Here is a 24,147-nt window from a genome sequence, read left to right as displayed (position 1 = left end):
TTCAAAACCACAACCATCTAACACTCAGTTTAGATGGTTGATTTGTTTATTTCCCCTCTTTAGTTCTAACTAGAAACACAGACAGCTTCATAGAGTCTTTTCATTCACATGATTTTAAGGTATATTATTATATAATTAAAACTTAAGGGAAATACAGATGTCTGAAGAGATTAAAATCGAGATTGGAAAAAGAATTCGTGAAGAACGTGAACGTCAAGGATTAACACGTGAGCACGTTTGTGATACCGAAGAAGAATTAACAGTAAAACAACTGATGAGAATTGAGCTCGGGCGTTCTTTACCAACTATTGTCAAACTGCAATACATCAGTGATAAATTGGGAGTTTCCCTCAACTATTTGTTAGGTGAAACAAAACTAGACATTCCTGAAGAGTACTATCAGGCTAAATATAAACTCATGAAGTCTCCTGTCTATGGCGACCTCGAGCGTATCAAGAAAAAACTGCAGGATATTGAAGACCTCTACGACAACTATATTGATATCCTGCCAGAGGACGAACTTCTAACCATCGATATCATTGAAAGAACCCTGAATTTTATCTCTGAAGAGAAGAAAGAAGATCTTGTTGAGATTGTATTTGAAGACTATTTGAATCAGGTATTGAAAAAAGAAGAGTACACCTTGAATGACCTTCTGTTGATAAAATATTACTCTGTACAATGTCAAGGTTCTTCATATGATAAAACTACAATTGAGCATTTTCGAATGAAGTTAATAAAACAAAGATTGCAAGGTGATGAATTATCCAATGTGGAACTATTAGGGGCTTTATCAGCTATAGCTGGGATTTATGTCATGCATCATGACTATAAAAACATGAAAACTATTGTTGATAAAATGTATGAGGTCATGCATTCTATTATGCAACATTCCTATCAACCTGGGATAGCAATGCTTGAAGCAAAATATTATCTGTTCTATGAGAACAACAGAGATAAAGCGGCTGAGCTCTATAATACGGCTACCGTACTAGCTGAAGCTTTTGGTGACCAAGTCTTCATCAAAAATCTTAAAATGGAAATGGAAAAAGATTTAAACATAAAATAGAAAATATATCATCAACATTTTAAACATGATTCATTCCAAATGTAATAACTACCAAAGAAGCATCTGAAGTTAAACTCAGATGCTTCTTATCTTTCCTGAATATCGTTGAGTAAACGAAAGTTTTTCGGCAACGAATTTTTGAGTGAAATCATTGTCTTCTCTCAAATCCCTTAAACGTCGGTACATCAATCTTTCTCCTAAGGAAAAGTATAGAGGAAAAATTTTATGTATTGTCCTAATTGGACAATATGAAATATACTCAATAATATCCACTAGTATTCAAGTATATTGATTGATGCTTTATTGTTTGAAACAGAAAAATAATAAAGTATATTCCATTTATAGAGGGTTGATATGTCTTATTTATATTATTTGTAGGTATTTATTTACTTTATTTGATAATAACTCTTGATCCATGTTTAAAGTACCAGTTATGATAAGAGGTTCCAGAAATGTTAGACCTGTCAAATACTGAATCGTAGTGATAGGCTTTAAAATCTCTTCAATTGTTACATGGAAGCGGCCGTTTCTCGTGTAGTCATCTTGCCCAGCTCCAAAACTAGCTACCAACATGACTTCCTTGCCTTGTAAGGCAGTACCAGTCGAACCATAGGCCCAACCGTATTCAAAAACAACGTCAAACCACTGTTTCATGAGGGCTGGCGTTTGGTACCAATAAATTGGGAACTGGAGTACAATGCGATCACTTACCTCTAGAATCTTTTGCTCCGTTTTGACATCAATGTCAAAATTGGGATACAGTTGGTACATATCTCGCACATCATAACCAGCTCCAGCAGCAGCTGTTGCCAGTTCTTTATTAATGCGTGAGCCCGTTTTTAATTGAGGGTGAAATGTAAAAATTGTGGTTTTCATATCGTTTCTCTTTCTTATCTTAATTATGCTTGACCTTCCTTAGACACAAACCATACATCAAAAACGCACTAGAAACACATTACTCAAATGCAAAATTGGAGGGGACCAATAAGCTTATCAAAGACATCAAACGTCTGGGCTTCGGTTTTAGAAACTTTATTAACTTTAGGAAGCGTGTTTTCATCACTCTGAACATACAAAAAGAGAAAACCTATCAGGTTCTCTCTAGATGTTAGCTTTTCGTCACCCACTACAGTTGACAAAGAGCCATATTTAACCTGTCTACTTGACAGGGGGCATATCAATCATAGCGGGTGGTTTATTTGTTTCGCACCTTCGGAGCGAAACGGACTAATAGTCACATAATAAAAAGGAATTAAGCAACCAAACGCTACTTAATTCCTTGAAATTATCTCATCACCTCTATTAGCCTTTAAATTTTGATAGACTCTATTTTCTAATTAATATGACCAATATTATCAATACTAACCCTTTCAATCAATTCATTAGTTGTCGAAACTAAGTACATTAATAAATCCAAAAAGAGTATCAATAGTAAAGTAAACTAAATAATTGAGTTATAAATGGCTATTTTCACAAAACTGTTTCATCATCACACTATCTCAGTACACAAACCATTTTTCTATAGCTTTGTCTTAATCTTGATCTTTTTTCTTTAATCCAAGAAACGCACCTAAGGTAAACATTATTCCGGCAACTAATGACATGAAGACTTCGCTAACTGTTCCGGTTTTTGGCAACCTATCATTGTTAGTAGTTGATTTACTATCAATATTGGAATGTTTATTATCTATGTTCTCTGGTTCATTAAGATAAACTTCCTTCTTATTTTCAAAGTTTTTATCATTTTCATCAGGAACTTTAGCTGTGACATCCTTAGTTGAATCAGATTTGTGTGAATGATTTTCTCTTTGTAAATCCTCCTTTTTGTAATTTTCATCTAAGTGACTATGATTTTCTTGTACGTTATCTTTCTTTTTCGATACATCAAAAGTAGGTTTATTTTCCTCCTCCTTTTTCTCCTCTATTTTCTTGAATACAGGTTTTATAAGAGTATCTTTTGATACATTAATAACATAGCCAGCATCTTTTTTCCCTTCGACACCAGAAATTTCCCAGCCATCAAATTGATATCCTTTTTCTAATTCACCCTTATAGACAGGTAAAATGAAATCTTCTTCCGACACTATCGTTGAACTCATTTCTTTTCCATTTTGAATGGTCACAGTTACCGTATGAGGTTTTAGTTCGCTTACCTCTCCCGTATCTTTGTTTAAAATGAATTCTTTTACGGTTGTATTTCTTGCAAAATCTTTTACAACAATCTTAATGTTTAGTGTCTTATCTGTTAGTTGTTTAATATCATCAAATGATTTATATTCTTTTCCATTTACATAAATATGTTTGTCTTGAATCTCACCATCGAATCCATTATTTCTTTTATCATTGATATTAAAGACTACAGATTTTCCGTCAGCATATTCAATACTAGTATTTCCCTTAGGATCAATGTTTACTTCTGGTTTAACATTATCATATAAAAATTGATAGTGTACTCCAACCGCTTTCGCATTCAAATCGCTATAGCCAGTTTGAAGATAAACATTTCCATCCATATCTGTTACCTTATCTGGGAATCCGTTTGCTTTATAGTCTTTCATTCCCCAGTCCATGATGTCACCGTCTTTAACATTAAGCTTAATATTAAAATCTCTAGTGTTATCAATGTGTAAATCTCCGTAGATTAAATAATTATCTACAACCGATTCATTAACTCTCAACTCCCAGTTAAAACCACCCTTATCAGAAATCTTACCTCTTAAATAAAATTCTGGATTTCGTACATAAATTTTATTAGATTTAGATGGATTAAAGTAGTTCTTGTCCATTGAAAGATTTACTGGTTTTGCATCAATAAATAACATAGAGCCATCTTCTTTTATAGCTTCTACGTTGGAATCATCCTCCCCATGATACTCTTTATCATCTTTACCAAATAATACCAGTTTAGAAGAATCTGTTACAAGATTTCCATCTTTATCGATTGCCTCCCCTTTTTCATTCATTTTAAAGGTAAACACTTGATATTTTACAATGTTAAAGCCATCCAAAGCCGACATTAATACTGATTGAGTACTTCTTCCATCTTCAACATTTCTACTATCAGCATAAATTATTTTTTCTGATAGGACTCTTAGATTAGGATTGGCCTTTTGTATTTTTGCTATATCTTCCTGGCTATAAACTCCATTTCCTTCTAACATATCCGTTTTTCCAGGATTATAGGTAGTCACTTTTAGTGCATAGCCTTTTCTTAGAATGATGTTATCCTTTAACAGATATTGTTGTTTTTCTGAATCAGAATAGATTTTACCAGATTCCATTTCCGTTAAATTGTTTGGTTTGTTCTTTGAAAGATCACCTTCTCCTAATTCTATTACATTCCCATAACTTGATGTATAGGGATATTCTGTTTTAGTTTCCTTATTTTTTTCAGGCATTCTAATTTTAGTTTCAGCTTTTATCTGATCATCATCTTTAACAAAGAATCTCATATCTCCTGCAAAAGCTAATCCATCCACAATATCATTAATATTAGCGTATAAATCAAATGTCATCGTTTTTGATTGGGAATCATACTTAGTCGTTTTGATTTCTACAGATCTATAGTTATTGCCGTAATATACCTTGGCATTTTTAGAAACATTACTTATCTTTCCAAGAATTTCAAAGTGTCCATCTTTAGACGGGCTTAGAACACCATAAATTTTTGATTTGATTTCGTCAAGTTTTTCAGTTTCATATTGTAAGGCACTACCATCGTCATAAGCAATGATATTTCCCTTATCATCGTATTTATAATCGTATTCCTCTGTTCTCTTACCAGTTTCACTTGTAAAGTCATCAACTTCTCTAAATTTCTTTTTAATGAGTTTCTTTAAGTCTTTACTTTCAAAATCTCTAATTGTTGAAATAGTTTTATGAATAGTCAAGCTTGATTTTTCTTCGATAGACTCTTCATTTTCTTGATGATTTTCTTCCTCAGTTGTATCTTTTTTAAGACTATCCTCTTTTCTATTTTCTAAATTTTTAAATTTAGATTCGGAAATCTCGCCAAGCTTTTGGTATTTAGATGAATCTTGATCAGGATCTACTAGATAATAGGAAATCATCCCCTTTTCATCAGCATGATCAGCAAATTTAATTCTATGAATCTTTGTGAAATTGCTAGATCCATCTAATGCAATGACTTCAATGATTTTTCCTCTTAAATCTCCTGCACCATTAATTTCATAAATAGTATTTCCGTCTTTGTCTAGTTTCCTATTTCTTCCTTGACCCTCACCTGCATAAGTTACTTCAAGATTTTTCTCAACCTCTCCATCTTCATTAACCAGAGCAGCGCCTGCATACCAAACTTCGTTTGCAATCTCGTCAAATTTTTCAGGATGTTCTTTTTGATCTCTCGCAAATAAGGTTTCATTCTTGTATTGATCTTTTACCTTGTGATAAGTATCCTTTGTAATCAACTTAATTTTTTCAGGATTTGAAAAATCAACCGAAACAATCTTAGGGGCTGTATTATCAATTTTTACAGGAATATAGGAAACCTGCCATGGGTAATCTTTAGTTAATCTATATTTAAATTTATAGAAATATTGACCTTCTGCAATCGGTTCAAATTGTCCTCTTATCTTAGTAGCAGGATCTTTGGTATCCTTGCTTTCTGGTGCATTTTCTTCTCTACCTCTAGGGTTATAGATGAGTCCATCCCATTTCAAGTCGCTCCAAACTTTTAGCTTAGAAGATTTGATTCCCTTTGCATCATTTCTCTTAGAGTTTAAAATTCCTCTAATAAAGTGTTCTCTCGAAATGACTTTTAAGTCTCTTTGATTTTCTCCCTCTTTATTTGTATTTACTATTGAAATCAATCCTTCTTCTGCACTTCTTAATACAAGTGGAGAAGGTGTTAATCCTCTCCCAAGTTGAGCATCTTGAGGATTTCCATTTGAATCTAAAGGATAAATTTTAGCAATATTAGAACCACTTGATGATGGTGCGTTGATCCCTTCGTTATTGAAAGCAAACAATTCTGGATTTTGATCTAGGGATGTTGTATTTTTATCTTTTCTATTTTGTATAACTCCTGCTGGATTAAATTTATCTATACCTTCTCCACCAATCCCCTTATTTAAGGTTCCTGGAATTTTCGGTTTGCCATCATCATCATAACCTTCCATTGTTTTTGATTTTGAACCTTCTTCCCAGGCCCATTTATCAAGGATTGGTTCGTGGTTCCAATTCCCAGCAAATCCCATTAGAGGCATCGATAAAGAAGGTTGGAAGTTTATTTTCTTCCCGTTGGAGTTCAGAGCTTCCATTTCTTCCACTGACTCAAAATGAATAAATGATTCTACAAATTTATTTTTGTTTTTAGCCTCCCCAACATTTATAACCGCATTTAAATCAAAGCTAGAATTTGGACCTATAGTGAAAGTGTCATGCTCAAATGTAATATTTGCTCCTTTGATTTTTTCTGGGTGGATTTCTGGAACAATTTGCTTACCATCTGGAGATTTTTCATCTTTGTATGTTTCATCCAGTTTGAGTCTGTCAGTTAGAGCATCTGTAGTTATAGCAGATGCTGAAACTTTAAAGGTTAAAGGTCTGTTTGATGTATTGTGAAGCTTAATTGTAAAATATTTTTTATCTCCTTTTATTTCTTTAAGAGAAATAGAACCATAAGAGTTTACCAAACCTTTAGAATCCGTGTTTTTAAAAGTAGCTACGACTTCATTTCTCAAAGCATTGGCAACATTAATTAGCCCTGCTCCCTGTTGTCTAGGTGATGCAAAGTATTGACTTTTTTCTTTCCAAGAAGTTGCATCCATCATAGGGCGTGCAGTATTTTGTAGGGCTATTTTTGTAAGACTTGTAAGATCTATTTTGTCATCTCCCTTAAGATTTTTCAACACAGGTCTTTCAAGCATTTCCTTTAATTTTGGTCTAATCAAAACAGTAGAAGCTGCCACGATTGGAGTTGCCATACTAGTCCCTGACATATAACCATAAGTTGATTTCCCATTAATGACATTGAGAGTGGATTTAATATTTTTACCGGGTGCTGAAACATCTGGTTTTAAAAGTAAATCTATTCTTGGTCCCCAAGATGTGGACCCTGCTGGAACGATGATCTCTTCTTTATACAGTTCTTTGTCTGTGTCAGGTGCAAACTTAAAGTCAATCTCTTTTTCGTCACCTACATTCGGTTTATTAGAATTATAGCTTGCCATATCAATTGGATAGTATTGCTCCAATTTATCTTTAAAATCTTCTTTATTATTCCTTTTAACCTCAGTTTTTTTATCAGGGTTAATCATGTTCCATAACTTTACACCATCATCTCCTGAAATTGAAAAAACTTGACTAGTAGTTCCTTCATCCTCCTCATATCCCATAGCTGGAAGCTCTGTCCAATTATCTCTATTGTAGTAATTTACAGTATTTACAACCATAATGCCACGTGCACCCTTATCCGTTGCACGTTTAAAAGCATTTTTTAACTCCTTTGTATAAATTCTATCCATTACTGCAATTTTGCCTCTAAGATCCAATCCTATCAAATCTTTGTCTTGCCCCTTGCCTATATATACAAATTTTAATTTACTAGAAGCTTTTGATCCTTCTTCATTTGTTATGATTTTATTCTTATCGAAAAAGGCACCTATATTTCTATATTTAAAACTTTCTCCACCTATGTTAACTTTATCAAACTCAACTGTTTGATTTTTAGCAGATGCGACTGCTATCGCATCTTCATGTGCTGCAGTTCGTGTTACATTTCCAGTGTCGGTCATTTTCAGATTATTATTTGCCACTAAATCCCATGAAGAACTTGAAGCAGAAGTCGCATAGTTACCCGTAGCTACAACCATTGGAATGCCTGCTTTTCTTAATGCTCTAATAGCTTGCCAATATTTCTCACCTACAAGACCAGTTCCTGTAAAGCCAGATGATATCGAAACAACATCGACATTGTGTTTGATCGAATCTTCAATAGCATGAAACATTGTTTCATCTCCTGCGAAGCCAAATCCTGCGTCAGAGTACATTTTATAAGAGAAAATCTGTGCATTAGGAGCAATTCCATCTATTCCGTTAAAGTTTTTAATATCTTTTTCAGTATCATTTCCCGCAAGAATCCCTGCAATATGCATCCCATGTGGATCAAAATAATCGCTTCCATCATCAGCTTTTTCTACAGTAATTTTACCACCATTATAATAATTGAAAGCATGAGGGATTTTATCACTCAACCAGAAATTTTTATCAGTACCTTTTAAGTCTTCTTTTTTAAATCTCATTGAGTCTTTAGCATCATCATCAATCCTCATGGCCTTATGCCTATAATCCGTTCCCGTATCGATATTTGAAATGACCATACCTCTACCATCAAAGTTTTTCCCAAATGGTGCATTGATAGATTTTAGGTAATCGATTGCCTCTTCAACTCCAATTTCTTTTCTAGCATGATTCATCATAGGTTGGACTTTTTGTGACCTTTCAACCGATGAAATACCTTCTATTAGTTTAATTATGTCCAGAGTATCTTTGGTTGTTTCAATAGCGCTACCGTTAAAAATTCTATCATAAGTATATAAAACTTTTGTATTCTTAAGATTTGATAGTTCCTTGATTGCTTTTTCTCCAGATTCTTTATCTTTAAATTCAGCAATATAGACAAGTTTATCCTCTTTTTTGGGACTTTCTGGGTCTTTACTTGCAGACGAGTCCGCTTTATCTCCTTGGGATTGATTGGAATTTTCTTCTTTGATTTTTGCTTCTTCATTGCTAGTGTTATTGTCTATCACAGGATTTTTACTAACAACTTCTTTTTCCTCAATATTGGAATTTTCTTCTTTGATTTTTGCTTCTTCATTGCTAGTGTTATTGTCTATCACAGGATTTTTACTAACAACTTCTTTTTCCTCAATAATTGTTGTTTTCTTTTCTTCAGTATCCTTTGAAGTTTCTATAACATTATGAATATCTTCAAGTTTTTCTTTGTTTTCGTTTTGTTTACCTACTACTGTTTCTTTATCAGATATTTTTAAAGAATCTTCAGAACTAGGTGTATCTGCTAGGATTACCTCATTAGGGACATATGCTGCTAAAATAACTGCAGCTGTGGTTAATGACAATACTGTACTTTTTTTCATTTTAATTCCTTACATATTTATTTAACTTCCAATAGATAGTAAACTTTAACTTTGCTAGCATTTGTTATAAAAAGTTTTACTAATACTCTTCGAAGATCGCATCAAACCGCGTCAACGTCGTCTTAGCGTATGTATGGTTACTGACTTCGTCAGTTCTATCTACAACCTCAAAGCAGTGCTTTGAGCAACCTGCGGATAGTTTTCTAGTTTGCTCTTTGATTTTCATCGAGTATAAGTATTATCTAGGAAATAGAGTAGTACATTTATATATAATTGTTAGCTCTCCAGAAAAATAGTATATCATTTAAAAAATTTAAGTCAAGAAAAATTAACCTACATTAATTTATTTTTTAATAAGCGTTAAAAACATAGAGTCAAAAACTTTCGTAGTTAGCTGGGGTACATTATCAGAACATTCACACCATCAAAAATAGTAGCAATCAACTTAAAGCACTAGCAACATCACAAAGTCAAACATCATTAATGAAATATCAGCGCTATTAAACAATATAAAAAACCGCTAAGAATAAGACTTAACGGTTATCTTCTACATATCTATTTTTTCAAATCCTCAGTCGTTTATCTACCTATAACCTAGACTTTACGAGTGCCTTGCTCTACCAACTGAGCTAAATTGGCTAACACTTTTATAGTATGGCACTCTCAATTTTTTGTCAGGAAGTTTTAAACGATTTTCTTTATCAAAATCTGGCAAGGATTCTGGGGATCCCAAAGTTGAGGAAAAATCTCTAATTTTTTAAAACCAACACTTCGATAAAAGACAATTGTTCGATCATAATCTTTATTAGAGCCTTCTGCTACTGTTTTTACCTGTAGGTAGTCTACTTGTTTGCGTGCTTCACTTTCTAAAGTAGCAAGCAATTGACTCCCAATTCCTCTACCTTGATGAGCTTTTTTTACGCCGAGACAATCAATCTCTGCACACTCTTCACTAGAATAGGACAAGCTTACAAATCCAGTCAAATCACTCTCCTGATAGGCTGCCCAAACTTGCAAATCTTTGGCTCCTTCGATGTAGGCTTGCGTGCTTTCAGGTATTCCAAACCATTCTGGCAAATCCTTTAAAACCTCATCAACAACTGCCATTTTTTGATCTTCATCCTTGACTTCTTCAATTGTAAACATCATAAGTTCCTTTCTTGATTTTAGTCTTACTTTCCCCCTTACGAGCCAGCACTTTCGTAGGCATCCAAGCCCCTATCCCAGAGTTTGAGGGAAATGAAAAAGAAGACAAGGGAAATCAGAATCAAACCACCGATATCAAAGAGCCCATTCTTACCCTGCAAGAAATAACTGGCAGGATAGTAAGCCGTAAAGGCAAATGGCACGATAAAACTGATCAACCAACGAAGGAGCGAATTGTAAATGGAAATCGGGTACTTGGCAAAATCATTGAACATATAAAAAATATAAATCATGGCGCCTGACTGTTTAGTCCAAAAAGCGATACTGGCTGTCGCTATTTTCAAGGAAGTATAAATCAAGGTAGCAAATGGAATACAGACTAGGAAAATCAGGAATTTGGGAAGCGTCCAAGCAATGCTTGATACTGTTGTTCCCAATAGAATGCAACCGACCAAAAGTTCCCCCAAGGCATCAATCTGAAAGGTCTCAACCAGAATATGAAAGAGAGGGTTGATAGGACGAGTCAAATACTTGTCAAATTCCCCTTTTCGGACTAGTCGTTGACCTAAGGCCCAGAGATTGTCAAAAAAGAGATGATCTAATCCCTTTGGAATTAAGGAAAATCCATAGATAAAGGCAATTTCTTGAAAGGTCCAACCTTCTAGCGAGGGGATGTGTTGAAAGATGACATTGAGAAACAAGAGGTTTAGGCCTTGAGTCAGAAAGACTCCCAACACACCTACCACAAAATCCACCTTGTATTCCATGATTTGCTTGATGTATTGTCTGATAAAAATCAGATGCATGCGTTGATATTTTTTCATACTAACCTCCTTGAATAGTGATAAATGACTGGACTCGTTTCCAAATCAACTGAGACAAGCCCACCATCACTATAAGCCAGAAAAACTGAAGCAAAAGTGCTTGAAGAATCTGACTGGCATCGTATTTCCCAACAATAATCATGACCGGAGTGTAAATTAAGGATGAAAAAGGCAAGAAGGAGAGAATAGCTGAAACCGCCTTTGGAAAGAAAGCCAAGGGAATCAAACTTCCAGACATAAAGGCCACTATGGAAGTCTTGAGTAGATTGGAACCCCAAAGATTTTTAAAGACAAATGCTGAAAATCCAAAGCAGATATTAAAGAAAAAGTTAATCAGATAAGCCAGAGTTAAGCTAAAGAGATAAAGGACAGTTAATCCCAGCACTTCTACAATTCCTTGCCCAGACAGGATTTTCATCAAAATAATGACACTTAAAAATGGCAGGCCAACAGAGATGAAAATCAACCACTTGGAACCAAGCTCGGTGAAAAGGTAAGAGGCCGCAAAATGCACTGGTCTCAGCAAGCGCATGATAATGGAGCCATCCTTGACCTCCTCCCCAATCATAAAGGAGCTATCAGACCTCGTCAAAAGATTGGTCACAAAACTCATGATGATGTAGAGAGTGATATCTGCCATACTGAAGCCCTGAATCAAAGGCTCCTGGGAGGAGTCAAAGACAGCCTTCCAGAGATAGAAAGCGACAAAAGCCCCCATGACATCACCAATCCGATAGAGAATAAAGTTGACTCGATAGGTAATCAACTCCTGAATCCCTGCATTGATAAAGGGTTTATAACGTCTCCACAATTTGACCATCTTAGAGCTCCTTTCGATAGAAGCGACGGATAATATCTTCAATATCCGTATCTACCATCTTCAAATCACGAACTTCAAAATCAGATAAGGTTTGCTTGATAATATCGGCCGACTGGTAGCGGGAACTATCGAATTCAATATTGAGAGTATTTCCTTGTCTATCAATGGACATATCAGGCAGGCCCTCATAATGAGAGACGAGATGACTTTGACCTGGCGTCAGATCGAAAGAGAGAGTCTTCATCTTTCCAAAGGTTTCCTTGAGCTGGCTAACCGTTCCATCAAAAATCTCTTGCCCCTTGTCAATCATAAAAATCCGATTACAGAGTTGCTCAATGTCACTCAGATCGTGAGTGGTCAAGAGAATAGTTGTTTCTTCTTCCTGATTAATCTGAGTAATGGCCCGACGAATGTTGTCCTTGACCGACACATCCAAACCAATGGTCGGCTCATCTAAAAAGAGAACCTTGGGATTGTGAAGCAAGGAAGCCGCAATATCCGCCCGCATCCGTTGACCTAGCGAAAGAGTCCGCACGGGATCCTTGATAAAGTCCTTCAAATCCAAGACTTCATTCAAAAAATCCATGCGCTTGTGGAAGAGCGAGTCTGGGACATCGTAAATCTCCTTCAAAACCGTGTAAGTTTCTTGCAGGGCCAAGTCCCACCATAGCTGGGTGCGTTGTCCGAAAACGACTCCAATATCCTTGACATAATCTTGGCGATTATCCTGTGGAATCTTGCCATTAATCCGACAAAAACCAGATGTCGGTTTCAAAATTCCTGTCAGCATTTTAATGGTGGTCGACTTCCCAGCACCATTTGCCCCGATAAAACCTAGAATCTGCCCCTTGGGCACCTCAAAGGTCAAATCCTTGACCGCTTCAAAGGTCTGCTTTTCAGGATGAATAAAGGAACGCAAAGCCCCCTTCAACCCCGGTTCCTTGACTGTCTTCACAAAATTTTTCTGAAGATGTTTCACTTCTATCATTGCCATATCTATCTCCTACAGTAAAAAATCAACAAACCGTGTCCTCTAAACACAAAAAGCCAATTTCTCATCTCCTAAAATCTGCCTTCTTTATCACAGCAGAAGACCTTAGTATTACTCTATTATAAAGCAGTTAAAAAAGGAAACCAAGTGTTATTCTCGAAAAAGAGAAAATAGTTTTGATACTTGAAAAAATTAAAACCACCCGTCTAATTCACTAAACAAAATGACACAATTCAATAATTCATCAAAGCCTCTACATATTCCTGTAGAGGCTCATTTCAACTTCTCTCATTCTTGCTTGTGAATGTTTAGATAGATTATAAGCCACAAAAAAGCCACCATATGGTGACCTTTAATTAATAAAATTTCTTTTATAAACTTCTCCTCACCCCAACCAGTCTTTTTCTTTGGCAATGCGGACGGCTTCTGTTCGGTTGCCTGCATCGAGTTTAGTCAGGATGGCTGTCATGTAATTTCGGACAGTCCCGTTTGAGAGAAAGAGACTTTCGGCGATTTCTTGGTTGGTTGATCCTTGAGCAACCATGGCCAAGACTTCTTGTTCACGTTGGCTGAGTGGATTATTGTCAAAGGCGACACCTTCGACAAGCTCTGGTGAGTATTCCTTATGACCTGCTAGGACGGTATGGATGGTCGCCATGAGGTCACTGATGGAACGCTCTTTGAGCACATAGGCATCCACCTGGGCTGCAAGGGCTCGTTTAAAATAGCCTTTACGTTTGAAGGTGGTCACAATAACGACTTTCGTTTCTCTATGTTTGGCACGCATCCACTCAAGAACATCAAGGCCTGTTTTAACTGGCATTTCAATGTCTAAAATGGCTACGTCGACTTCTTCTTTTTCCAAGAGAGCAATGGCTTCTTGACCATCACTGGCCGCATGGACCTCTTCGACATCGTCTTCCAACATGAGAAGTTGGCAGAGGGCATCCCTCAACATTGACTGGTCTTCGGCGACTAATAATTTCATGCTTTTCCTCCCTCTTTCAAATGTACACGAATAATGGTTGGATGCGATTGAGACAGAATTTCCAAGTCTCCATCTACCAAACTGAGGCGCTCTCTGATACTGTGTAGTTCTTGTCCAGTGACTTCCTCAAAGCCACAACCATCATCCTCAAACTCAAGGACAATACCATGATCACGTCTTAGACGAATCTGACAGCTATCGGCCTGGCTATGTTTGATGACATTATTGGCCAGTTCACGAAGCACCATGGACAAGGTAGACTGACTAACTGGTGACAGGCTGTCTAAGTCAAGGCTACTATCCACGGTCAGGACGATATCAGATAGGTCAAAGAGTCGCTCAAGTTCCAGTAACTCCTCTGCCACCGTTCGGTACTTGAGCTTATTAACAATCTCACGCACCTCGTACATGGAGTCACGGCTAATCTGGTTCAATTCTTCCAGATTCTTTCTAGCAGCTTCATACTGCTCCTTGTCCATCTGTTTTAGAGCCAACTCGGTTTTAAGACTCATCATGGCAAAGGTATGTCCTAAGGTATCGTGCAAATCACGACCGATACGATTGCGTTCATTTTCAGCTGACAGGATATTAATGGTCCGGTTCTGCTCTGCAAGGGCTTCTTCCATCTTTCTCTCCTGACGTATACGGTTTTGAAAATAGTACATTCCCAAAGAAAAAAGAGTAATAGCCAGAGACATGAGGTGGGTGCTCAAATCGTCTGTCAGTTGGAAGGATGATGACGTCAAAATCAAGAGTGTCGCTAGAAAGGATAAGAATCGATAAGAAGATATGCTATCCTCAAAGTGCCAAACGAGAAGATTAACGTTGAAAAAGATAAACCACATCATGCCACCCTGGAAGGTCACTGACATAAAGATAATGTAAGCTAGAGTGTAAAACCACAGAAAGGGAATCCACTTGCTATAGGCTTTTTTCAAATACACTATAAGGAGATAAGCCAGAGTAAAGGCCAGCGTCAGACCTAAAGTCCAAACTGGGAAATCCCCACCAAACACTCCTAAGATCGGGAAGACTAGGAAAATCAGACTAACAAAATAAGCAAAATCATTTTTCTGGTATGTTCTAAACATGGTCACTTTCTCTGTACGATTTGATAAAAAGGGCTAAGCCTGTAGCTATTGTAGCATAGACCAAGATAAAAATGAGCGATTTCCATGAAAATTCCCCTTTTTTTGCGAAATTGACTACTAACTGATTGATATGATAGATGGGTGTCCACTCCGAAATGTGCTGAACCCATTTTGGAAACATGGTTACTGGCATCCAAGAACCACCGATAATAGCAAGACCAAGAAAGACGATATTTCCGACGATAGCCATGATTTGTTGAGACTTAATTTGGGCAAGGAGCAAGCCAAAGGATAGGAAGACTAGGCTTGACAAGAGTAAAAGAGCCCCTGAACCAAGCCAATGTGATAATGGCATCTTAACATCACGCACAAAAGCTCCCACACAGAAAGTCACTAGGATAGCAACCATAAAGTTCATAAGAACTCGGAAAATCTTAGAGAGGTAATAGGACTGAATACTGATTTTTGAATGTTCGATGTAGGTTAGCCAATGATCGGTTTGATCCTCTCTAAGCATGTAGGGGAAGGTAAAGAAACCAAAGCTAGACATAGAAAATCCAGTCATGGTCAACATATAGGACAAGATAAAGGCTTTTTGTGATTCAGGGTCAGGACTCATTTCCATACCTGAATACAAGAGGAAGAATCCGACGGGCATTCCGATGGACATGATGAAGACTGGCCAACTGCGCCATGTTTTTATCCATTCGATTTTAAGTAGTGCTTTCATGACTTGTCCTCCCTTGTGCTATCAAATAGGCTATCTAAAAGTGTCTTGTTTTGAATTTCAATGTCAGAAATGCGACAGCCTAGAGCTTGTAAACTACTCCATACACTTTCAATATCTTTAGTCATAAAGGTTACAACATCACGTTTTTCAGTCACATCATAAATTGCTGCCAGTTTGTCAAGACTTGGCGCAAAGCGACTTGGTAAGGTGACTTGCTTTTCCTTTTCTTCGCTACGCATAGCATGTGGCGTAGTATCCCTAATGAGTTTTCCCTGATGAAGAACCAAAATGCGGTCAGCTGTGTGCTCGACTTCTTCGATATAGTGGGACGAATAAAGAACAGTCACACCTGACTTTTTCAGATCATTGATGATTTCCCAAAAGCGTTGGCGTGTCGTAGTGTCCATCCCTGCTGTCGGTTCATCTAAAAAGAGAATGTCAGGCTTGCCAATAAGACAGAGAACAAAGGCAAGAAGACGTTTTTGTCCTCCTGAGAGTTTGTCCGCGAACTGCTGATACTGGTCGTCTTGGAATTGTAAGAGTGCTTGTATCTCTTCTTTAGATAAGCCATTTTCAGAAATATCTTGGAAAAAAGCAATCAGTTCCTTAACTCTTAATTGTGAGGGAATGGTATTTTCTTGAAGGAGAACAGCAATTTGATCTTGTGCTTTACCCTTTTTGCCCTTGATAAAGACTTGACCGCTACTGGCTTTCTTATCACCAAGAATGCAGGACATTAAGGTCGTTTTACCAGCACCGTTGGGCCCGATTAAGGCAAGACAGTCTCCTTGTCCCACCTCAAAGCTAATTTGGTCTAAAATTGTTTTTCCTTTGATTTTTTTGACAAGATTTGTGACTTGAAGGATTGCTTCACTCATGTGTGTGATTTCCTTTCTTTTGATAGAAGGCTAAAAAAACATAACAAGCTGCAACTGAGACACTCATGACACTATAGAGAGTATCACTGCTGCCATGAAGTAGGACATAGGCAAAGAGGATGGTCCAAATTACCGCTAGGAGCATGATGCTTAGTATTTTCAATAATTTCATACCGAGCCTCCTAGTTTTTCAATTCATTAATGACAAGGTCGATAAAACTTTTAGCCATAGTGATAAGAATGTAAGCTGAGATAGACAAGCCAATAATCATACCCAAATTTGAGAAGATAGCTTCAAAGTTCCCTTTTTCAAAGATGTCAGTAAACATGCTAAGTCCAGCAAAGACAGTTCCGATAACAGCGTAGATAAGGTAAGATGTTTTGATTTTCATGAGATGACCTCTTTCGTTTTTTATTATTTCTAAGTTATGACTAAAGTATATCTTTTTGGTCATTCTCTTTTTAGCACCAGATGTCATGACATGACATGACATTTGTCATGTGACGTAAAGGCAAGAAAAAAGAGCTGACCTTTCAGTCAACTCTAACTTAAGTGGCTCTATAATTTCTGTAGTGGGTAAAACCACTGTAGAGATTATAGAGCTTTTTAAGTGTACACAAAAAGTCCCATAAGAACTATAATGAAAAGCGACCAAACCATCATTAGGAAGAACTTATGAGACTTATTAAGAATACCACAGAATTAATCGGAATTAAAGACCAAAATATCAAGATTTCACTTGTTTTTGAAACTGACACTCATATAGAGATTCAAGCAAAACTTGATTACCCTGCACCATCATGTCCTCACTGCCAAGGAAAGATGATCAAATATGACTTTCAAAAGCCTTCTAAAATCCCTCTTCTCGAGCAAACGGGAACTCCAACACTACTACGTCTGAAGAAACGTCGCTTTCAGTGTAAAAGTTGTAGACGAGTCACGGTAGCTGAGACACCAATCGTTGAGAAAAACTGCCAAATCTCCAATCTAGTCCGACAAAAGGTTGCACAACTCCTAACTGAGAAGGTCTCACTAACTGATATTGCCAGAAGACTTCGTGTGTCGACGTCCACTGTCTATCGTAAGCTTGACCAGTTCACTTTCAAAGAACATTATGACAAACTTCCAGCTGTTATGTCCTGGGATGAGTTTGGGTTCAAGAAAGGGGAATTGGCTTTTGTGGCGCAGAATTATGAGACAAACGAACTCATAACCATCCTTGATAATCGTCGCCAAACCTCTATACGAAACTACTTTTTAAAGTATCCATTAAAAGCTCGCCAACAGGTGCAGTTTATCACGATGGATATGTCTGGAGCTTATATTCCACTTGCCAAAAGACTTTTTCCAAACGCTAAAATCGTTCTTGATCGTTTCCACATTATACAGCACCTTGGTCGTGCCTTTTTAAAGACAAGAATTGCGATTATGAACCAGTTCGATAAGAAGTCACTACCCTATCGAGCCTTGAAAAATCATTGGCGACTCTTCCAAAAGGACAGCCGTAAGTTATCTCTCAACTCTTTTTATTCAAAGACATTCCACCAAACCTTAAGTCCACATGAAGTTGTTGGGAAAACACTAGACTTTTCAGAAGAGCTTACCGACTACTATACACTTTATCAGATCTTACTTTTTCATTTTCAGGAGAAGAGAGTAGCTGAGTTCTTTGAGCTGATAGAGGAAAATAGGAGCAAGGTTAATCATTATTTTCAAACTGTCTTTAGGACTTTTCTTAGACACAAGCAATACATCAAAAACGCACTAGAAACGGACTATTCAAATGCAAAACTTGAAGCGACTAACAAGTTGATCAAAGACATCAAACGTCTAGGATTTGGTTTTAGAAACTTCATCAACTTTAGGAAGCGGATCTTAATCACTCTGAACATAAAAAAAGAGAAGACCTATCAGGTCCTCTCTAGATGTTAGCTTTTCGTCACCCACTACAGTTGACAAAGAGCCACTTAAGTTATAAGCAAAAGGAGGTTCTTCCGTCATTTTGACACTATCCGTTTCTAGCCAAGAAATTATAATTTCAAGGCCAGCATGTTAACTGTCATACCTGCTGCTGTTCCCAAAAGGTAGACGACATCTCCTTCTTTAACTAATCCATGATCTAATGAATAAGCCAAACCGAATGGAACAGATACAGAAACCATATTTCCGTAGTCAGTAACTATATTAAGGTATTGGTCTTCGGCAATACCCAATTTATCCATAACTAAAGATAAGGCACGGCTAGCTTGATGGGGAATGATATAGTCCACATCGGTTAGGGCTAAGTGAGTTTTCTCTTGGAATTCTTTGAACATATCAGGAAGCTTATGTGCTGATAAGAGGAGAATCTTCTTGCCCTTCATATCAAACATAAAGTCCGTTTTTGTCTTTTCTGAATATTTTTTAGGATGGTAAGAAGTCAAACCTCCACGGATTTCAGTATCATGGGCACCTTCTGACCAGGTATGTTGAAGACTTGCAATAACCCCTTTGTCTTGAGAACTTGCTTGGAAGATAAAGGCTGCTGCTCCGTCACTAAAGAGTTCAAAACTTTCTTTTTGTTTCGGATTAAGCCCCAAACTTCCAACTTCACTGGATACAATCAAAACACTATGGTATTCACCAGCCTCAATCAAATAAGACATTGTTGATAAAGCTGAGATAAAACTTGTACAAGTCGTATTGATATCCATGGCTGGGATGGCAAGTCCTTTTGCCACGCGCTCATGAATCAAGGCTGCTGTACAAGGAATAGGCTGCACACCAACTGCACTAGCTGAGACAAGACAATCAATGTCTTCAATTCTCAAATTGGCATTTTCCAGAGCTCGTTGGATAGCCACTTCGGCCAAATCCAACTGTGTTTCTTCATCTTCTACAACACGATAACGTGTTTGGTTTTTGAATTGTACGGTTTGTTTTGGAAGACAAACGCCATAACCTGCGATTTCAACATGTCTTTTTACTTCTGTCATTGTCATTCATCCTTTCATAAACGCTGAATACGTTTGAGTTTTCGACTGGTATCCCAATGATAATCGGAAAAATGGATTTCCGGAACCTTAAACTGCTTTTGTTGCGCCAAGAGTTGAAACTGAGCTGCGATTGCTGCTTCTACTTGCACGTCTCGTTGGCTGAGACAGACTTCAACAATCTTCTCTGAATGTTGCTTGACTTGATAGTCTCCAACATTTTCCACAAAGAGAATACAACGCCTGATAAAATCAGGATAGATTGTCACCTGTCCTCCATCCTGACCTTCAAAGTAGAAGATGTCATCAGAGCGACCTTCGACCTTGTCAATCCTTGTATAATGAGAACCACATGAACAAGGTTCAGGATTCTCAACCAAGATATCATTAAGTTTGTAGCGGTAAACAGGTTGACTGCTTCGCTTAAAATCCGTTATTACTGGATAAAATCGACGCTCATCCAGATACTCTTTCTCTACAAAAATGATATCCTCATTGAGGTGAAGATGTCCTGCAGAACAAGTGCAGGCTAGAAAACCTTCCGTCGCTTGATAAACCTGGTCAATAATGGGGAGCTTAAAAGCGCTCGAAATGCGAATTCTATCACTATCCTCTAGAATTTCTGCTACAGAGACAATTTTTTGCGGTGAGATAGACAAGTCTCCTGCCTTAAGACGCTTGCTCAACTCTATTAACATGGAAGCTGGTGCCACAACAATCGTCGGTTGATAATGATTAAGACGTTCAATATGTTCATCTGTATTTTTGAAAATATCGAAGTATTCTAATCGTATCAATGCTGTATTGATAGTCTGGTAGAGTTCATTATCTGCTCTCAGGAAAAAGGCAATTCGGTGGCCAAAAAGATGACCCTTGGGCAACATCTTAGCTAAAATAGCTGCCGCCCACATGCTTCGCTCTTTCTCAGTCGTGATGAAGAGGCCACGATGTCCCGATGTTCCTGAAGATAAACCAACAGCTACTTCACCTTTAAGTTCGGTGAAGTCACGAGTCTTTTCACTCTCAATAGCTAAGGCTAAAGCCTCATCACGATCGATGCCTTGAGTGTTTAACTCATTAAAATGCGCCATCATAAAGGTCTTATCCATATGGTCAAAGTCAGTAGGGACACCATTATTGAAATAAGGAGACTCTCGCTTTAGAAAATCCATATAGTTAGATAATTGCTTTTTCTGATAAGCTTCTAGGTCTGCTCTCGTTTTGAAGTTGTGAAGCCATCTGGTTTGGATAAAGGTTTTAAGAAAGGTTATTTTTTTCATACAAGATACGCTCTATCCTTTCTACAGGGTCATGGCTAACTAGTACTTCCGTCCCATCTTTTAGGATGTCCTCTAGTAACTCAGTTCCCTTAATATAATCCGACATATTATCCTGAACCAAGGACGGAATGAGGTGCATTTGTTTCGTATAAGGTAGCAAATCGACACCCCAGCACAAGTCCGCTGCGATAAAAAGATTATAATCTGGAAAGTAGAGACAAGCCTGACCCTTGGCATGGCCATCAACAGAGGCTACCAAGATACTTCCATCTCCAAATAAATCATAGGTCGGACGATAAGGAAAAGTTGAGTTTTGCTGATCAGCCTTGATTACTGTTACCTGTTTCTCAAAAGAGGCTGGTAAAAATTCCTTAAAAATCAAATCCTTCAACTTAGGCTTCTGATAAACCTCATAAACCTCCTGAGTCAGAAGGAAGCTCGCATTAGGAAAGAAGCCAGCTCCTCCCAAATGATCAGGATGCAGATGGGAAAGCATAACATGGGTAATGTCCTCAGGCCTAATCCCTTTCGCCTTCAACAAGTTTAAAATCTGATCCTTTTCTGTCATCTGCACCGGCGTTCCCAAACGATACAAGCCATAGCGAAGCTTGGTTTTAATATCGTAGTGATAACCTGTATCATAAAGCAGATAGCCTTTATCTCTGTGTTTGATTAGAAAGACACCGGCTGGAAAGGTCATCTTTTTATTCTTGACTTTCTTGAACAAAAGACCAGTATAGCTTGTACAATATCCCGCAGGAAAATAATCAATGCTTTCGATAATCTTGGACATATTGTTCAATCCCTTCTGAAATCGTTATTTTAGGCCTATAGCCCAAGTCACGCTCCGCCTTGCTAATATCCAAAGTCTGACTATAGCGTAGCAAATAATAGGTATAGCGTGTTAGGGCTGGCTCTCCTTTGAGCTTTAGATTCTTATAAATAAACTCCAAAATACTTGAAATAGCAGACACAAGTGGAGCTGGGATTTTGCGATAACGGATGGGATAGCCCAAACCTCTCAAGGTTTCCTCAATCAAGTCTCTAAATACTCTGGGTTCTCCATTGGTAATATTATAAACTTCTCCAGCTGCTTGAGGAGTTTCCAAAGCCAGACGAATAGCCAAAGCAACATTTTCCACACAGGTCATATCCATCAGTTGACGACCATCACCAATCAAAGGAATACCGATCTTCTGGCTAAGATTAAGAACACGTGGCAAAATGCTGGTGTCTCCAATCCCAAAAAGTCCACGAGGTCGCAATATAACACTAGACACATCAGGATAATCTTTAAATAGTTTTTCTGATGCCAATTTACTTCGAATGTAATTGTTAAGCCTATTTTCCTGAGGGGCATCGCTTTCTTTGATACCCAGCTGGTCTCTAGGCGCTGCATAGATACTTGGAGACGATACATATACCAAGCGCTCGATATTAGCCTCACGGCAGGCTTCAAGGACGTATTTAGTTCCTAAGACATTCGTTTGGTAAAAATCTTCCCAAGGACCCCAGACAGTTGACAAAGCACCGGCATGAATGACCATATCCATTTCCTGACAAGCTTTGGTCAAATCCTCTTGGTTTGTCAAATCTCCTTGAACAAAGGTCACAGAGGCATTTACCAGAGATTGGCCAATTGTATGATTACGACCGAAAGCTCGGACTTGATAACCGTGATCAACCAATTCTTCCACGACATATTTGCCTAAGAAACCTGTAGCCCCCGTTACTAAAACTTTCTTCATCGTTTTTTCTCCTTGTCTGCAAGTAGGCGAGCAATTTCACCCTCCACTACTTCTGTAGGATGATATGACTTGGCAGCATGACTTAAAGCCTTTAGCTCTGACCAATCTTTCTTAGCCAACAACGCCTCAAAAGCTTTCCCAATTGCCTTATCATCCTCTCTTTTAACAGTCAAAGCTACACCTGCCTCAAGTCCACGAATAGCATAGTCATACTGGTCATAATCGTGTGGCAGTATTAGGGCTGGCTTGTTATTTATAATACATTGGAAAAAAATACCTGAACCACCATGGTGAATAACATAATCCATCTGGGGAATGTACTCATTGTAGGGAAGATAAGAAACCACTGAAACATTATCCATTAATTTTTGGCATTGGAATTCTTGTCCACCAAGACCTAAAGTTACAAAAAACTGACACTCAGGATGAGACTTAGCTAACAGCTTCGTTTGGTATATCAAATTATTCTTTGCCCAGTCCAATTGGGTACCACAAGTCACAAAGACAATTTTACGATTTGCAAAAGGCGACAAATCAAGAGGATAATCCTCACATCGCTCAACTGAACCTCCAGTTGGACCCACCCAGAGATAATGTTCTGGGAATCCTTTTTTGATTTCCAATTCTTTCATACCTATTCCTAAAATAGAATACGGTGAATAGATGCTCTCTTGTCCATTTTGGTCGTACATCTTAAAACCATAGCGTTTTAATCGATTTCGTAATAAAAAAGCGGCGGAATACTTCAAAAAACGTGTCATTTTTCTGCCTAGCCATTGTTGAATCAATTGATTGCGATTCTTCGGACTTCCCATTCCTCCGAAGAAACAAGGAGGACCATCCGTCGTTTCAATAGCAAATTGTGTAGCCATTGTCGTTATCCACGGAATCCCCATTTGCTCTGCAACAAGTCCACCCGACAAACTGACATAATCGGCAATGACTAAATCAGGTTGGCTTACTTTCCATTCCGATAGTAATTGATCGGAAACAAGATTAATAATATCAAGACTAGCTGATAGTTGACGATAAGCAGAAAAAAGGCCCAATTGCTCCTTATTATTAGCCACCCTTTCAAAGTCCATTTCATGACCTTCAAGAATAGTAACAACCTTAAAGCCTGCTTCCTCAGCTACTGCACGTTTCTGCTGTCCTGTGAATAAACGAATATCATAGCGAGGATTTTTTAATAAAGGCATTAGCAGATTCATGGTTGGATAAAGATGCCCACTTAATGGAACGATGACCACGTCAATTTTTAGTTTTCCCATAACATTAGCATAGCAAATTTTTTTTGAAAGAACTACTCAAAACCAAATACTATCTAAACTCATTTTCTCTGAATAGATACACTTCTTCAGTAAGATTTTTCATCCATTAATCAATCAAAGCTTGCCACAAATACTTTAACATAAAACTTTTCAATATTTTTTAGCAAGAATCCCCTAACTTACCTCCATCATGACAAACATTCTTTCCAAAGGAATTGAGA

The 24,147-nt window shown here is 37.5% G+C and carries 18 protein-coding genes and 3 pseudogenes; 3 read left to right on the top strand and 18 right to left on the bottom strand.

Features of this window, described 5'->3' with window-relative positions:
- Positions 1-157 precede the first annotated feature (157 nt).
- Positions 158-1,069 (top strand): helix-turn-helix domain-containing protein, encoded by a 912-nt coding sequence (locus ACT170_RS04550; RefSeq protein ID WP_048790877.1) that lies wholly within the window; start codon positions 158-160, stop codon positions 1,067-1,069.
- Between the two features lie 87 nt (positions 1,070-1,156).
- On the opposite strand, the pseudogene ACT170_RS04545 reads toward ACT170_RS04550, so the two are convergent.
- Together ACT170_RS04545 and ACT170_RS04540 are read right to left on the bottom strand one after the other, a co-directional pair.
- Positions 1,157-1,255, bottom strand: a pseudogene (locus ACT170_RS04545) (helix-turn-helix domain-containing protein); the annotation flags it as partial.
- A 177-nt stretch (positions 1,256-1,432) separates the two neighbouring features.
- Positions 1,433-1,945 carry an NAD(P)H-dependent oxidoreductase gene (locus ACT170_RS04540; protein ID WP_021143975.1) on the bottom strand — a complete coding sequence of 171 codons (513 nt, stop codon included), beginning with the start codon at positions 1,943-1,945 and terminating at the stop codon, positions 1,433-1,435.
- Positions 1,946-1,977: 32 nt separating this feature from the next.
- On the opposite strand from ACT170_RS04540, the pseudogene ACT170_RS04535 reads away from it, so the two are divergent.
- Positions 1,978-2,174 (top strand): annotated as a pseudogene (locus tag ACT170_RS04535) (transposase); the annotation flags it as partial.
- 427 nt (positions 2,175-2,601) lie between these two features.
- On the opposite strand, the gene ACT170_RS04530 reads toward ACT170_RS04535, so the two are convergent.
- The 11 genes from ACT170_RS04530 to ACT170_RS04480 all read right to left on the bottom strand — a co-directional run bounded on the left by ACT170_RS04530 (position 2,602) and on the right by ACT170_RS04480 (position 17,046).
- Positions 2,602-9,186, bottom strand: a complete 6,585-nt coding sequence (locus tag ACT170_RS04530; protein ID WP_225998712.1) for a S8 family peptidase — start codon at positions 9,184-9,186, stop codon at positions 2,602-2,604.
- A 684-nt stretch (positions 9,187-9,870) separates the two neighbouring features.
- The gene (locus ACT170_RS04525) at positions 9,871-10,332 is read right to left on the bottom strand and encodes a GNAT family N-acetyltransferase (protein WP_004182326.1); all 462 of its coding nucleotides are present in this window, start codon (positions 10,330-10,332) and stop codon (positions 9,871-9,873) included.
- A gap of 38 nt (positions 10,333-10,370) precedes the next feature.
- Positions 10,371-11,156, bottom strand: a complete 786-nt coding sequence (locus tag ACT170_RS04520; RefSeq protein WP_004182325.1) for an ABC transporter permease — start codon at positions 11,154-11,156, stop codon at positions 10,371-10,373.
- A gap of 1 nt (position 11,157) precedes the next feature.
- Complete coding sequence (locus tag ACT170_RS04515; RefSeq protein WP_004182324.1) at positions 11,158-11,976, bottom strand: ABC transporter permease; 819 nt, start codon at positions 11,974-11,976, stop codon at positions 11,158-11,160.
- A 1-nt stretch (position 11,977) separates the two neighbouring features.
- Positions 11,978-12,970: an ABC transporter ATP-binding protein gene (locus ACT170_RS04510; RefSeq protein WP_048790066.1), complete on the bottom strand. Its 993-nt coding sequence runs from the start codon at positions 12,968-12,970 to the stop codon at positions 11,978-11,980.
- A 382-nt stretch (positions 12,971-13,352) separates the two neighbouring features.
- Complete coding sequence (locus ACT170_RS04505; protein WP_048790067.1) at positions 13,353-13,955, bottom strand: response regulator transcription factor; 603 nt, start codon at positions 13,953-13,955, stop codon at positions 13,353-13,355.
- A complete protein-coding gene (locus tag ACT170_RS04500) occupies positions 13,952-15,046 on the bottom strand; it encodes a sensor histidine kinase (protein WP_060971943.1) in 1,095 nt (364 codons plus the stop codon). The genes ACT170_RS04505 and ACT170_RS04500 overlap by 4 nt, the downstream gene beginning before the upstream one ends.
- Positions 15,039-15,776, bottom strand: coding sequence for an ABC transporter permease (locus ACT170_RS04495; RefSeq protein WP_080610623.1), 738 nt, complete (start codon positions 15,774-15,776; stop codon positions 15,039-15,041). Before ACT170_RS04495 ends, ACT170_RS04500 begins: the two co-directional genes overlap by 8 nt.
- Positions 15,773-16,654 carry an ABC transporter ATP-binding protein gene (locus ACT170_RS04490; RefSeq protein WP_107373187.1) on the bottom strand — a complete coding sequence of 294 codons (882 nt, stop codon included), beginning with the start codon at positions 16,652-16,654 and terminating at the stop codon, positions 15,773-15,775. Before ACT170_RS04490 ends, ACT170_RS04495 begins: the two co-directional genes overlap by 4 nt.
- A complete protein-coding gene (locus ACT170_RS04485; RefSeq protein WP_414327594.1) occupies positions 16,647-16,826 on the bottom strand; it encodes a hypothetical protein in 180 nt (59 codons plus the stop codon). Before ACT170_RS04485 ends, ACT170_RS04490 begins: the two co-directional genes overlap by 8 nt.
- A gap of 10 nt (positions 16,827-16,836) precedes the next feature.
- Entirely contained in the window at positions 16,837-17,046 is a 210-nt protein-coding gene (locus ACT170_RS04480; RefSeq protein WP_004182317.1) for a hypothetical protein, read from the bottom strand.
- 284 nt (positions 17,047-17,330) lie between these two features.
- Between ACT170_RS04480 and ACT170_RS04475 the strand changes: the two are divergent.
- Positions 17,331-18,580, top strand: a pseudogene (locus ACT170_RS04475) (ISL3 family transposase).
- Between the two features lie 105 nt (positions 18,581-18,685).
- Here ACT170_RS04475 and ACT170_RS04470 read toward each other — a convergent pair.
- Genes ACT170_RS04470 through ACT170_RS04450 form a run of 5 tightly spaced genes read right to left on the bottom strand, consistent with a single transcriptional unit; the run spans position 18,686 to position 23,926 of the window.
- Positions 18,686-19,630 (bottom strand): 3-oxoacyl-[acyl-carrier-protein] synthase III C-terminal domain-containing protein, encoded by a 945-nt coding sequence (locus tag ACT170_RS04470; RefSeq protein ID WP_201712277.1) that lies wholly within the window; start codon positions 19,628-19,630, stop codon positions 18,686-18,688.
- Positions 19,631-19,644: 14 nt separating this feature from the next.
- The gene (locus ACT170_RS04465; RefSeq protein ID WP_211180937.1) at positions 19,645-20,907 is read right to left on the bottom strand and encodes a F390 synthetase-related protein; all 1,263 of its coding nucleotides are present in this window, start codon (positions 20,905-20,907) and stop codon (positions 19,645-19,647) included.
- Positions 20,885-21,700 (bottom strand): MBL fold metallo-hydrolase, encoded by an 816-nt coding sequence (locus ACT170_RS04460; protein ID WP_183136354.1) that lies wholly within the window; start codon positions 21,698-21,700, stop codon positions 20,885-20,887. Before ACT170_RS04460 ends, ACT170_RS04465 begins: the two co-directional genes overlap by 23 nt.
- A complete protein-coding gene (locus ACT170_RS04455; protein WP_175061857.1) occupies positions 21,675-22,655 on the bottom strand; it encodes an NAD-dependent epimerase/dehydratase family protein in 981 nt (326 codons plus the stop codon). The genes ACT170_RS04460 and ACT170_RS04455 overlap by 26 nt, the downstream gene beginning before the upstream one ends.
- Positions 22,652-23,926, bottom strand: a complete 1,275-nt coding sequence (locus ACT170_RS04450; RefSeq protein ID WP_195435319.1) for a glycosyltransferase — start codon at positions 23,924-23,926, stop codon at positions 22,652-22,654. The genes ACT170_RS04455 and ACT170_RS04450 overlap by 4 nt, the downstream gene beginning before the upstream one ends.
- Positions 23,927-24,147 lie beyond the last annotated feature (221 nt).

It is taken from the genome of Streptococcus sp. cx1 (genome assembly GCF_052384325.1).
In the GTDB taxonomy this organism is placed as follows: domain Bacteria; phylum Bacillota; class Bacilli; order Lactobacillales; family Streptococcaceae; genus Streptococcus; species Streptococcus salivarius_G.
The sequence above is the reverse complement of the archived record's forward strand: the minus strand, read 5'-3'. Positions and strand labels throughout refer to the sequence as shown.